This is a genomic window from Saccharopolyspora sp. NPDC050389 (assembly GCF_040655595.1).
Taxonomy (GTDB): domain Bacteria; phylum Actinomycetota; class Actinomycetes; order Mycobacteriales; family Pseudonocardiaceae; genus Saccharopolyspora.
This window is the reverse complement of sequence record NZ_JBFAKG010000170.1, coordinates 1-12103: the sequence shown is the minus strand read 5'-3', so window position 1 is coordinate 12103 and position 12103 is coordinate 1. Positions and strand designations below refer to the sequence as shown.

Sequence of the window (12103 nt, the reverse complement as noted above, 5' to 3'; positions counted from 1 at the left end):
ACCCCCAAACACCAAAACACAAATTATTTTATTTGTTTACTTTTTTTATAATTCCCCACGGGCCCGTTTAGTACGCCCCCTTAACCCCCCCACCCGAACACTCACGAGCGTCAGCGCAGAAGTTGGATCGGAACGCGAACGTCGATGTCCTGCCAGGCCTTGTCCGCCGTCATGACGGGTGCGTCGAGGCGGAGTGCCACCGCAAGGCAGGCCAGATCTCCCAGCGACAACCCAAAGGACCGGGTGTGCGGCCACAACTCGCCCGCGCGCAGGGCGTCGTCGGCGGTGAACGGCTCCACCAGCACCCCGAGCGTGCGGAGGCGATCGCAGGTGCGCCCGGCGTCCGCGCCGTGCTGGGTGAGTTTCTGCGCGAGTTCCGACCAGTTCACCGCCGACACCGTCGCATCGCCGAGCACGGGATCCACGGCTTCGGCGCCGGTTTCATCGCGGAGCCACGCGAGGATCGCGGATGTGTCCAGCACCGTGGTCAAAGACGGCCTCCGCTGGACTCGTTCTCCTCTGCGGCTGCCGATGCCCGGCGGTCGCCGATCAGCTCGTCGACCACCGATCCGTCACCGCGCCAGGCCGCCGCGACGTCACGTCGAATGCGGGCGGCGAGCTGCGCGCGCGTTTCGATGACGACTCGGCCGTCTTCCTCGTAGATCGCGAGCGGTGTGCCGGGCTCGATGCCGGCAGCCCTCCTGATCGGCGCAGGAATGGTCACCCGGCCTTGCCCGTTGGCCGTGATCTCGGTTCTCGCCCCACGTTCATCAGCCAGTGCCACGCCTCCAGCATGAATGACTGGTAGATGCGCGGCAAGACTGATGTATTCAGCCTGTGACACGAATCCAGATTATCGGTCACTTTGCGCGGCAGGTGTCACACGTGTGAGTGGGTGTTCTCCCGCCCGGGCCGGGCCGCGGTCGCGAGCGTTGGCAGGCGTCCGCGGCCCGCGGCATCAGCGGGTGTGTTCGCGGATGGTTTCTTCCAGGATCGTCAGGCCTTCTTCGAGGAGGGCTTCGTCGATGACCAGCGGGGGGAGCAGGCGGATCACGTTGCCGTAGGTGCCGCAGGTGAGGATCACGACGCCCTGGGCGTGGCAGGCCTTGGCGATCCGCGAGGTCACCTCGGGGTCCGGTTCGGTGGTGCCCGACTTGACGAACTCGATGCCGATCATGGCGCCCCGGCCGCGCACGTCGAGGATCGCGTCGGTGGTCTCGGCGAACGCGCGCAGGCGGGGGAACACCAGGTCGCCGATCTCGCGCGCGGCGGCGGCCAGGTCGCGTTCGCGCATCGCGCGGATCGCGCCGAGCGCGGCCGCGCAGGCGACCGGGTTGCCGCCGTAGGTGCCGCCCAGGCTGCTCGGCGGCATCGCGTCCATCAGCTCCGCGCGGCCGGTGACCGCGGCCAGCGGCAGCCCGCCGGCCATGCCCTTCGCCGTGGTGATCAGGTCGGGCACCACGTTCTCGTGATCGCAGGCGAACCAGGCGCCGGTCCGGCAGAAGCCGGTCTGGATCTCGTCGGCGATGAACAGCACGCCGTTGTCGGTGCACCACTGCGAGATCGCGGGCAGGAATCCCGCCGCGGGCTCGATGAATCCGCCCTCGCCCTGGATCGGTTCGATCAGCACGCCGGCCACCGAGTCGGCGCCGAGCTGCTTCTCGATCCGGTCGATCGCCTCCCGCGCCACCTGCTCGCCGGTGCGCGAATCCCGCGCCGGGTAGGACATCGGCACCCGGTAGATCTCCGGCGCGAACGGGCCGAACCCGTGCTTGTACGGCACCGACTTCGCGGTCAGCGCCATGGTCAGGTTGGTGCGCCCGTGGTAGGCGTGGTCGAACACCACGATCGCCTGCCGCCCGGTGGCCCGGCGCGCGATCTTGACCGCGTTCTCCACCGCTTCCGCGCCCGAGTTGAACAGCGCGCTGCGCTTGTCGTGGTCGCCGGGGGTGAGCGCGGCGAGTTCCTCGCAGACCTGCAGGTAGTTCTCGTACGGCGTCACCATGAAGCAGGTGTGCGTGAACTCGCCGACCTGGCGGCGCACGGGCTCGACGACCTCCGGCGCCGCGTTGCCGACGTTCGTGACCGCGATGCCCGAACCCAGGTCGATCAGCGAGTTCCCGTCGACGTCGTGCAGCACGCCGCCGGCCGCCTCGGCGATGAAGACCGGCAGGACGCTGGACACGCCGGTCGACACCGCCGCCGCGCGCCGCCGCTGGAGTTCGCGGGAGTTCGGGCCGGGGATCTCGGTGCGCAGCACGCGCGCCTGCGGCAGTGCCGCCTGGGCCGGGGAAACCGTCACGGTGATGACCTCCTGGGTACTGCTTCGCCGCTTGGAACGGGCGCTGGTCGTGTTGTCCTGCGAACAGGTTCGCCCCGCCACCCGCAACCGAACAGTGGACGATCTGGTTAACTCGGGTTCCGGGATTCGACACACTGTCAGGAGGTTCTCCGGTGCCGTTGACGGTGCGCGACCTGGTCGCCGACGCCGCGCTGGGGCTCGTCGCGCGGGCCGGTCAACGCTCCCTCGATCATCCGATCGCGTGGGTGCACACCAGCGAACTGACGGATCCGGCGCCGTTCCTGGAGGGCGGCGAGCTGTTGCTGACCACCGGCCTGGCGCTGCGCGCCGAGGACTGCGCGGGGCTGGTCGAGCGCCTCACCGCCGTCGGCGTCGCGGGCCTGGGCTTCGGCGTCGGGCTGAGCCACCGGCAGATCCCGGCCGAGCTCGTGACGGCGGCGGATCGCGCCGGGCTGCCGCTGCTCGAAGTGCCCCGGCCGACGCCGTTCATCGCGATCAGCAAGGCGGTTTCGCGCGCCGTCGCGGCCGACGAGTACGCGAGCCTGCGGCGCACCAGCCGCGCTCAGCACGAACTCGCGCAGGCGGCCGGCACCACCAACGGCGTGGCCGCGTTGGTCCGCAAGCTCGCGCTGCTGCTGGACTCGTGGGTGCTGCTGCTCGACGCGGGCGGCCGGCTCCTGCACAGTGCCCCGGCGGCGGCTGGTTCGCGGCTGCCGGAACTGGAGCCGGAAGTGGCGAAGGTGCGGGCGAAGCGGGGCCTGGCCGCGGCCGGATTCTCGCTCGGCGACCAGGAAGTGAGCACGCAGGCGCTCGGCGGCCGGGCGCGCGGGTTCCTGGTCGTCGGCCGTGGCGGGCCGTTCGCCACCACCGACCACCACGTGATCAACTCGGCCGCCTCGCTGCTGACCCTGGCGCTGGAACAGGTCGAGGCGCTCGCTTCTGCCCGGCGTCGGCTGCGCGCGGATTTCCTGGCGTTGATGCTGCGCGGCGAGCGGGTGCAGGACGTGCTCGCCGACCTGCACGCCGAGCTGCCGCCCGAGCCGTTCCGGGTGGTGGTGCTGGCCGGTGCCCGCGACCGCGACGAGCTGCTGTCCCGGCTGTCGGCGGACCAGCCGAGCGCCCCGGCCTACCTGGCCGAGCACGGCGACGTCGTGGTCGGGCTCGTCGGCGACGGCGCGCTCGATTGGCTCACCGGGCAGGTCGGCGTCGCCGTCGGGGTGTCCGAGCCGTGCGGGTTGACCGGGCTCGCCGAAGGGCTGCGGCAGGCGCAGCAGGCGGCGCGGGCGGCGAAGCGCAGCGACACCGTCGTGCACTTCGGTGACCTCGCCGGATACGGCCTGCTGAACCTGGTGCCCGGCCCCGACGCGCAGGCGTTCGCCGAGGCCGTTCTCGCCCCGCTGCGCGGGCAGGGCGTGCTCCTGGAGTCGCTGCAGACCTGGTTGGCGCACCATGGGCAGTGGGATCCGGCGGCGAACCGGCTGGGCGTGCACCGGCACACTCTGCGCAACCGGGTGCGCAAGGTGGAGGAGCTGCTCGGGCGCAGCCTCGACCAGCCCGGCGTGCGCGCGGAGCTGTGGCTGGCGCTGCAGGTCCTGGACCGGCCCGGCGAGTGACGGAGGTGGCGCGGTGCTCGTCGAAGATCTGCTGAACCGGCCGGAACTCGCCCTGCAGGTGCGGGTGCGCGGCCGGGTGGACCGGCCGATCCGCTGGGTGCACACCATCGAGATCAAGGCACCCGGCCGGTTCCTGCGCGGCGGCGAGGTGGTGCTCACCGCCGGGGTGTGGCGCACCGCCGGAACCACTCCGGAGGCCTTCATCGCCGATCTGGTCGCTGCCGACGTCGCGGCGGTCGGATATGGCCTGGTGCCACCGGAAACTCAGGTTCCCGAGGCGTTCATCGACGCGGCGCGCGAGCACGGCCTGACGTGCTTCGTGGTGCCCGTGGAGGTCGCGTTCCTGCAGATCGTCGAGGAGTTCGTGAACACCAAGCGCGCCGAGTGGGAACGCCCGCTGCGCCGCCACCTGGCGCAGCACGACGCGATCGTCGCGGCGCTGCGGCTGCGGCGCGGCGTCGAGACGGTGCTGGACACGCTGGCCAAGCAGTTGGGCGAAGCCGTGGCGGTGCGGGTCGCCGGAGGCGTGGTGGCCGGCACCGCGCCGCAGCCGAACCACCCGTTGCCGCTGGTGGGCGAGGGCCTGGCCGAGGCCGAGCTGCTGCTGCCGCGGCCGTTGGCGGAGCTCGACGTGGAGCAGCACGCGGCGGTGGTGCAGGCGATGCCGTTCATCGCGCTGGAGATCGAACGCACTCGCGCGGTGCGGGCGACGGAACTGCGCTACGCGTGGGAACTCTTCGAATGGGTCCACAGTGGAACGGTCGGGATCGACACGGTGCGCACCCGGTTGCACGCGCTCGGCCTGCAGCCCGACGGACCGCTCGCCGCCGTCGTGGTGCGCACTTCGAGTCCCGGCGCGGATTCCGCGCGGCTGGGCGATTTGCTGGGCACCGACGGAGTTGCGGCACAGCGCGGCGGCGAGGTCGTCGCGTTCGCCCAGGTCCGCGACACCGTGGCGGAGCTGGCGCGGCGCATCCACGATGCGCTGGAGAGCGGGCACGTCGGCGTCGGCAAGCCGGGCACCGCGTCGGAGCTGCGCGTGAGCCTGCTGCAGGCGGCGCACGCCGCCGAGGCGGTGTCGTCGCGGGCGGAGCGCGGCTGGATGACGCACGAGCAGCTGAGCAGCCCGGCGTTGCTGCTCTCGGCGCAGGACCCGGAGCTGCTGGCGGCGACTTCCCGGGCGCTGCTCGGGCCGGTGCTGGACCACGATGAGCGGCGGGGCAGCGACCTTGTTCCGTCGCTGGCGGTGTTCCTCGACGCGGGTGGCCGCTGGCAGGAGGCGGCCCAACGCCTCCACGTGCACATCAACACCCTGCGGCACCGGATGAACAGGGTGGAGGAGCTCACCGGCCGCAGCCTCTCCAGCACGGCAGATCGCGTCGACCTGTTCCTGGCGCTGCGCGCCCTCCGCCAGTCCTGACGCCCGTCAGATCGGCCGGAAATCCTGGTTCTGCTGCCAGCTGATGACGGCACTGCGCAGCAGTTTCTCGACGCCGTGCCTGATTTCTTCCGCGCTCGCCGTCTCGCCGTATTTCCTCGCTTGCTTTCGGTTCGCGTCCTCTGCTGTTGAGGACACCCTGTTCAGGCTGTCCTCGAAGTTCTTTTTGCCGTCGATGTGGGTTTGGAGCACCTGTCCGAAGGATTTGCGGATCGTGTCTATGCGAGTTCCTGCCTCTCGGTGTCAGTAAACCGCCCGGACGGCCGTGTCGATGTTGTTCTGTTCTCCCTGTTTGAGCTTCGTGGTGTATATCGCGTGGAGAGCGCTCAGCGCGGCTTCGACCTTTGTCGCGAACTCTGGGGCGCGGATTCTCTCGCCGAGGCGCCCCATGTCCGTCGCGACGCTCAGCCGGGGTCGAAGACGAGGTTCGGCTGCCCGTTCCTCTCCAGGTTGTTCACCATTTTCAGCGTCTCTCCGGCGCCTGCTCCGAAGTCGAGCGGCCGGCTTTCGACTGCCCGCACGAATGTGTTGGGCTCGGGGTAGCAGGGGCCGTAACCCATCCTGCCGGTGCGATCGCCAGGAGTCTGGTCGGCCCGGCGGGACAGGGCGAAGCGGGCCTGCATGTCCGCCTCGACGGCGAGCTGCTCGATCAAGGATGCGTCTGGGGCGTCGGGGGCGCGGTAACCACCGGAAAGCACATCGGGATAGGCATCCTGGTGCAGCGCCTCCGCGGCTTCCGGGAACAGGCCCGAGCGGGGCGTTTCGGTTCCACCTCGGTCCGCTGGGCCGGTCAGCAAGCTGTGGACGTCGGCGTCGCCGAGGTGGAGATAGACCTCCGCCATGCCGCTGTCGCGCGGCAGCGAGACCAATCGGTTGTCTCGGCGTGGTTGACCACGTGGCCACGGATCTTCCCGTACGGCACGCGAACCTGGCCGCTCCGGTCCGGCGTGTTGTCCCAGGTGAACGGGACCACGACGACCGGGAAGTCCGCGTCGTCGTGGCTGACGGCTGCCGTCGAGCAGCCGCTCGACGGCGGAGTTGCCGACCGTGCGCTGCAACGCCAGCACCTCCTGGGCGGACAGGGGTGCTCCGGACGGCGTTCTCGCGGCGACGTTTCCGACCGCGTTTGCTGGAACGGCAGACGGCTGTTTCGGGCTCTTCTCGTCCGATTCCTGGTCTCGTGCGCGCATCAACGCCTCCCGAACATCCGCCGACCTCCGCGAGGTTGCCGCACCTGCGCACGCCGCCGGAAGGGCCGTAAGGCAGAACCAGGTGCCTCCCGTGCTGCCTCCGCGGCTTTGTGTGAACGTCCAACAGCGGTTGTGGACTTCGGACGATCGGTGACTACCTCCGGCTGGTGACCTGTCCCACTCTTGGGCGGTGCCGCGCGGCTCAACGCTCCCGCCATCCGCCAAGGAGGTCAACGGATGACTCCAGAACCGCCATCGGCCGCGCGCGTCGGCATCGAGACGCACGGCGTCGACACGATCCCTGACACCGATCGCACCGGGCGGCCCCGCGACGTCGCCGGAATCCTGCTCGGCTCCAACATGTGCCTCGGCGTGGTCATCTTCGGCTGGCTGCCCGCCTCGTTCGGGCTGGAGTTCTGGCCGGCCGTCACCTCGATGATCGCCGGGACGTTGCTCGGCACGCTGCTGGTCGCGCCGCTGGCCCTGGTGTCGCTGAAGACCGGCACGAACCTGTCCACCAGCAGCGGCGGCACCTTCGGCGTGCGGGGCCGGCTGATCGGTTCGGTGATCGGCCTGCTGCTTTCGCTCGGCTACGCCGCGCTGACGGTGTGGACCGGCGGGGCCGCGGTGGTGGGCCCGCTGCACCGGCTGTTCGGGCTGCCCGATGGCGGGGTCAGCCACAGCATCACGTACGCGGCGCTGGCCGTGCTCTCGGTGTTCGTGGCGATCTTCGGCTATCAGCTGCTGACCCGGATGAGCAAATGGGTCGCGATCGGCACCGTGGTGCTGATGGCGGCCGGCCTGTTCGCCTACGGCGACCAGTTCCAGACCGGGCCGGTCACCGACGCCGGCTACCTGCTCGGGGACTTCTGGACCACGTGGGCGCTGTCCACTGTGGCCGCCGGGCTGAGCGGGCCGATGGCGTTCATCACGCTGCTCGGCGACTACAGCCGCTACGTCTCGCCGAAGCGGTACTCGTCCGGGAAGGTGTTCGCCGCGACCTGCGCCGGCATGCTCCTCGGACTGCTGATCCCGCAGCTGTTCGGCACCTTCACCGCGTTCGCGGCCCGCGCCGCGGACGACTACGTCGGGCCGCTGGTGGCCGCTGCGCCGCTGTGGTTCCTGTTGCCGCTGCTGCTCAACGGCGTGTTCGGCACGATCGGCAACGCCGGCGTGCTGATCTACAGCATGGGCCTCGATCTGGACGCGATCGTGCCGCCGCTGTCGCGCGTCAAGGCCACCATCCTCACCTCGGTGCTGTCGACGGTGCTGGTGTTCCTCGGCTACTTCGTCTGGGACGCCCAGGACGCGGTCACCGCGTTCGTGCTGCTGCTCACCGCGGTCGGCACGCCGTGGGCCGTGATCACGCTGATCGGCTTCGTGCGCTGCCGCGGCGTCTACGACCCGGACGCGCTGCAGGTCTACAACCGCCGGGCGCGCGGCGGGATCTACTGGTACACCGGCGGCTGGAACCTGCGGGCCGCGGCCGCGTGGCTGGCCGGTTCGCTCGTCGGCCTGTTGTCGGTGGACACCGCGCTGTACCAGGGGCCGCTGCTGGAGCTCACCGGCGGCATCGACCTGAGCTTCCTGCTGGCCGCCGCGGCCACGGCCGCCACCTACCTGCTGCTGTGCATCGGCAGTCCGCAGCCGATGCCACGGCAACTCGACGTTCGAGTCGCAGCGAACGTCTGAATCCCGTTACGAGTCAAGGAAGTGCGAGCAATGGATCGTTACGACGTCGTCGTCATCGGCGCAGGTTTCGCCGGCCTGACCGCGGCCCGCGAGCTGCGGGAGGCGGGCAAGGACGTGCTGGTGCTGGAGGCCCGCGACCGGATCGGCGGCTCCACCTGGTATCAGCCGGAGGGCTTCGACGGCTTCGGGCTGGAGATGGGCGGCACCTGGATCGTCCCGCAGCAGACGCACGTCTGGGCCGAGGTGCAGCGCTACGACGTCCCGATCAAGGACAGCGAACTGCCCGGCCGGATGACCTGGTCCGACCACGGCAAGGTGCTGGACACCCTGCTGCCCGTGCCGGCGCAGGAGTACGGGCAGCTGGAGCATGCGGTGCGGGCGCTGATCGAGGCGGCCGCCCGGTTCGACCCGATGCGCCCGCTGTCCGAGCAGGACGTCGCCGACCTCGACGTGCCGATCCGCCAGTGGGCGGAGAACGTCGGGCTGACCGGCAACGCCAAGGAACTGATGATGTCCTGGTTCTGCGGCTGCGCGAACGCCAGCGAGGACACCGGTTCGGCGCTGGACATCATCCGGTGGTGCTCCTCGATGGACAACTCGCTGTGGGGCATGGTGCAGGCCAGCGTGCTGGGCTTCACCTTCGCCAACGGCACCGCCTCGCTGGCGCGGGCGATCCTCGCCGACGGTGGCGCCGAGCTGCGGCTGTCCAGCCCGGTGCGCAAGGTCGAGGCCGACGGCGACGGCGTGACGGTGACCTACGACGGCGGCGCGGCGCGCGCCGACCGAGTGCTGATGACCACGCCGGTCGGGATCTGGCAGGACATCGAGTTCAGCCCGGCGCTGCCCGCGGACAAGCTCGCCATCTCGCGGGAGAACCACGCGGGGCAGGGCCAGAAGATCTGGGCGCTGGCCCGCAACGTTCCCGACGACATCAGCGGTTTCGGCTGGGGCACCAGCTTCGACTACGTCGGCGCGATGGAGACCACCGAGCGCGGCGTGGTGCTGGTGTGCTTCGCCCCGGAGCACGACCGCGTCGACGCGAGCGACCTCGCCGACGTGCAGCGCGCGGTCCGCGAGTTCGCGCCGGACGCCGAGGTCGTCGACGCCCACACGCACGACTGGGTGCACGACGAGTTCTCCAAGGGCACGTGGGCGACGTTCGCGGCCGGGCAGTTCGCGAAGTACGAGCTGTGCGTCGGCCGGCCGGAGGGTCGGGTGCACTTCGGTGGCTCGCACACCGCCCGCCGCTGGCGCGCGTTCATCGACGGCGCGATCGAGTCCGGAAAGCGCGCCGCGGCGGAGATCCTGGCGGCCGAGAAGTGAGGTCGTGAGTGCGAAAACGGGCTCTAGCCCGCTTGCGCACTCACGAAAAAGTGGAGGAATGCATGAACAACCCGATCGGTCCGGTGGACGCCACCAAGGTGCCGCGCTACGGCGGCGACAACACCTTCGCCCGGCTGCCCCGGCTGACCGACGTGCCCGACGCCGACGTGCTGATCTGGGGCGTGCCGTTCGACACCGGCGTCAGCTACCGGCCCGGCGCGCGCTTCGGCCCCAACCACGTCCGGCAGAGCTCGCGGCTGCTGCGGCCGTACAACCCGGCCAACGGCGTCGAGCCGTTCGCGGCGCGGCAGGTCGCCGACGCCGGGGACATCGGTGTGAACCCGTTCGACATCGAGGAAGCCATCGACACCATCGAGGCCGGTGCGCGGGAGCTGTCCGGGACGCGGCGCACGCTGCTCACCATCGGCGGCGACCACACCATCGCGCTGCCGCTGCTGCGGGTGCAGCACGAACGGCACGGGCCGATCGCGGTGCTGCACTTCGACGCGCACCTCGACACCTGGGACACCTACTTCGGCGCGCCCTACACGCACGGCACTCCGTTCCGGCGCGCCGCCGAGGAGGGTCTGATCGACTTCGAGCACTCGATGCACGTCGGCCTGCGCGGCCCGCTGTACTCGAAGCTCGACCTCGACGAGAGCGAGCGGATGGGCTTCGCGGCGGTGCACAGCCGCGAGTTCGCCCGGACGCCGCTGGACACCATCATCGACCGGATCCGCACCCGGCTCGGCTCGCGCCCGGTGTACCTGTCCATCGACATCGACGTGCTGGACCCGGCCTTCGCGCCGGGCACCGGAACGCCCGAAGCCGGCGGGCTGTCCAGCCGCGAACTGCTCGAAGTGGTGCGCGGCCTGGCCGACCTGAACGTCGTCGGCGCCGACGTGGTGGAGGTCGCCCCGGCCTACGACCACGCCGAGATCACCGGCATCGCCGCCGCTCACGTGCTGTACGACCTGCTTTGCATCCTGCCGGGAGGACGCTGATGCGCGAGATCCGGAACATCATCGACGGCCGGCCGGCTGACGCGGCCGACCGCCGCACCACCGACCTGATCGATCCCTGCACGGGCAAGGTGTTCGGCACCGCGCCGCTTTCGTCCACTTCGGACGTCGAGGCGGCGTACGCGGCGGCGCAGAGGGCCTTCGAGCACTGGCGGACCACCACGCCCGCCGACCGGCAGCGGCTGCTGCTGCGGCTGGCCGACGAAATGGAGCGGCGCGCCGAGGAGTTCGTCGCGGCGGAGGTGGAGAACACCGGCAAACCGGTGGCCGCCACGCGCACCGAAGAGGTGGCCGCCGCCATCGACCAGATCCGGTTCTTCGCCGGGGCGGCCCGCGTCCTGGAGGGCACCGCGGCGGCGGAGTACGCCCCGGGCCACACCTCCTACGTGCGGCGCGAACCTGTCGGCGTGATCGGCCAGGTGGCGCCCTGGAACTACCCGCTGCTGATGGGGGTGTGGAAGATCGCGCCGGCGATCGCCGCGGGCAACACCGTCGTGCTCAAGCCCGCCGACACGACTCCGGTGACCGCCGCGCTGCTCGGCGAGGTGGCCGCCGGGATCCTGCCGTCGGGCGTGCTCAACGTCGTGTGCGGCGACCGGGAAACCGGCCGCGCAGTGGTGGCGAACCCGGCGTCGGCGATGGTGTCGATCACCGGCTCCACCCGGGCGGGCCGGGAGGTGGCGGCAGCGGCGGCCGAGGACGTCAAGCGCGTGCACCTGGAGCTGGGCGGCAAGGCCCCGGCGCTGGTGTTCGCCGACGCCGACCTCGCCGCGGCCGCCGCGGGCATCGCCGCCGCCGGCACGTTCAACGCCGGGCAGGACTGCACCGCGGCGACCCGGGTCCTGGTGGCCGAGTCGGTCGCCGACGAGTTCACCCGGCTGCTGGTGGAGGAGGTCGGAGCCCTGCGCTGCGGCCCACCGTCCGATGTGGACGCCGCTGTCGGCCCGCTGAACAACGCCGCGCAGCTGGCGCGGGTGCAGGACATCATCGGCCGGCTGCCCGCGCACGCGCAGGTGCTCACCGGCGGGAAGCGGATCGGCGACGAGGGATGCTTCTTCGCGCCGACCGTGCTCGGCGGCGTCCGCCAGGACGACGAGGTCGTGCAGGAGGAGATCTTCGGGCCGGTGCTCACGGTGCAGACCTTCCGCGACGAGCCGGAGGCTCTGAGCATGGCCAACGGCGTGAACTACGCGCTCGCATCCAGCGTTTGGACGCGCGACCACGGGCGAGCGCAGCGAGCCGTGACGAACCTGGACTTCGGGTGCGTGTGGGTGAACACCCACATGGTTCTGGTCGCGGAGATGCCGCACGGCGGCTTCAAGCACTCGGGCTACGGCAAGGACCTCTCCCGCTACGGCTTCGAGGACTACACCCGCATCAAGCACGTCATGCACAACCACGCCTGACCGCGAGCAACCGAGGGCACCGGAGTTCCGCGGCCGAGCGCTGGTAACTCCGGCCGTGAGTCTTTTGGGCTGCGATATGCGGCCAAAACAAAAACCGCCCGGGCGCCGGCGCGCCTC

At 70.7% G+C, this 12103-nt stretch carries 11 protein-coding genes; 6 read left to right on the top strand and 5 right to left on the bottom strand.

The window, feature by feature from the left end:
* Positions 1 to 110 precede the first annotated feature (110 nt).
* The 3 genes from AB0I53_RS48140 to gabT form a co-directional block, all read right to left on the bottom strand.
* Entirely contained in the window at positions 111 to 482 is a 372-nt protein-coding gene (locus tag AB0I53_RS48140) for a type II toxin-antitoxin system VapC family toxin (protein WP_358617547.1), read from the bottom strand.
* 5 nt (positions 483 to 487) lie between these two features.
* Positions 488 to 844, bottom strand: a complete 357-nt coding sequence (locus tag AB0I53_RS48135) for an AbrB/MazE/SpoVT family DNA-binding domain-containing protein (RefSeq protein WP_358617544.1) — start codon at positions 842 to 844, stop codon at positions 488 to 490.
* Positions 845 to 958: 114 nt separating this feature from the next.
* Positions 959 to 2302: a 4-aminobutyrate--2-oxoglutarate transaminase gene (gabT, locus tag AB0I53_RS48130; RefSeq protein ID WP_358617542.1), complete on the bottom strand. Its 1344-nt coding sequence runs from the start codon at positions 2300 to 2302 to the stop codon at positions 959 to 961.
* Between the two features lie 152 nt (positions 2303 to 2454).
* On the opposite strand from gabT, the gene AB0I53_RS48125 reads away from it, so the two are divergent.
* Both AB0I53_RS48125 and AB0I53_RS48120 read left to right on the top strand, forming a co-directional pair.
* Positions 2455 to 3915, top strand: coding sequence for a PucR family transcriptional regulator (locus tag AB0I53_RS48125; protein WP_358617540.1), 1461 nt, complete (start codon positions 2455 to 2457; stop codon positions 3913 to 3915).
* Between the two features lie 13 nt (positions 3916 to 3928).
* Positions 3929 to 5335 (top strand): helix-turn-helix domain-containing protein, encoded by a 1407-nt coding sequence (locus AB0I53_RS48120; protein WP_358617537.1) that lies wholly within the window; start codon positions 3929 to 3931, stop codon positions 5333 to 5335.
* A 6-nt stretch (positions 5336 to 5341) separates the two neighbouring features.
* Here AB0I53_RS48120 and AB0I53_RS48115 read toward each other — a convergent pair whose 3' ends face one another.
* Together AB0I53_RS48115 and AB0I53_RS48110 are read right to left on the bottom strand one after the other, a co-directional pair.
* A complete protein-coding gene (locus AB0I53_RS48115) occupies positions 5342 to 5545 on the bottom strand; it encodes a hypothetical protein (RefSeq protein ID WP_358617534.1) in 204 nt (67 codons plus the stop codon).
* Between the two features lie 212 nt (positions 5546 to 5757).
* A complete protein-coding gene (locus tag AB0I53_RS48110; RefSeq protein WP_358617532.1) occupies positions 5758 to 6222 on the bottom strand; it encodes a hypothetical protein in 465 nt (154 codons plus the stop codon).
* 558 nt (positions 6223 to 6780) lie between these two features.
* Between AB0I53_RS48110 and AB0I53_RS48105 the strand changes: the two genes are divergently transcribed.
* From AB0I53_RS48105 to AB0I53_RS48090, 4 genes are all read left to right on the top strand, one after another.
* On the top strand, positions 6781 to 8235 hold the full coding sequence (locus AB0I53_RS48105; RefSeq protein ID WP_358617529.1) for a cytosine permease: 1455 nt from the start codon (positions 6781 to 6783) through the stop codon (positions 8233 to 8235).
* Between the two features lie 30 nt (positions 8236 to 8265).
* Entirely contained in the window at positions 8266 to 9558 is a 1293-nt protein-coding gene (locus AB0I53_RS48100; RefSeq protein ID WP_358617527.1) for an NAD(P)/FAD-dependent oxidoreductase, read from the top strand.
* A 62-nt stretch (positions 9559 to 9620) separates the two neighbouring features.
* A complete protein-coding gene (speB, locus tag AB0I53_RS48095) occupies positions 9621 to 10562 on the top strand; it encodes an agmatinase (protein ID WP_358617524.1) in 942 nt (313 codons plus the stop codon).
* Positions 10562 to 11986 carry an aminobutyraldehyde dehydrogenase gene (locus AB0I53_RS48090; protein WP_358617521.1) on the top strand — a complete coding sequence of 475 codons (1425 nt, stop codon included), beginning with the start codon at positions 10562 to 10564 and terminating at the stop codon, positions 11984 to 11986. Before speB ends, AB0I53_RS48090 begins: the two co-directional genes overlap by 1 nt.
* Positions 11987 to 12103: the final 117 nt, after the last annotated feature.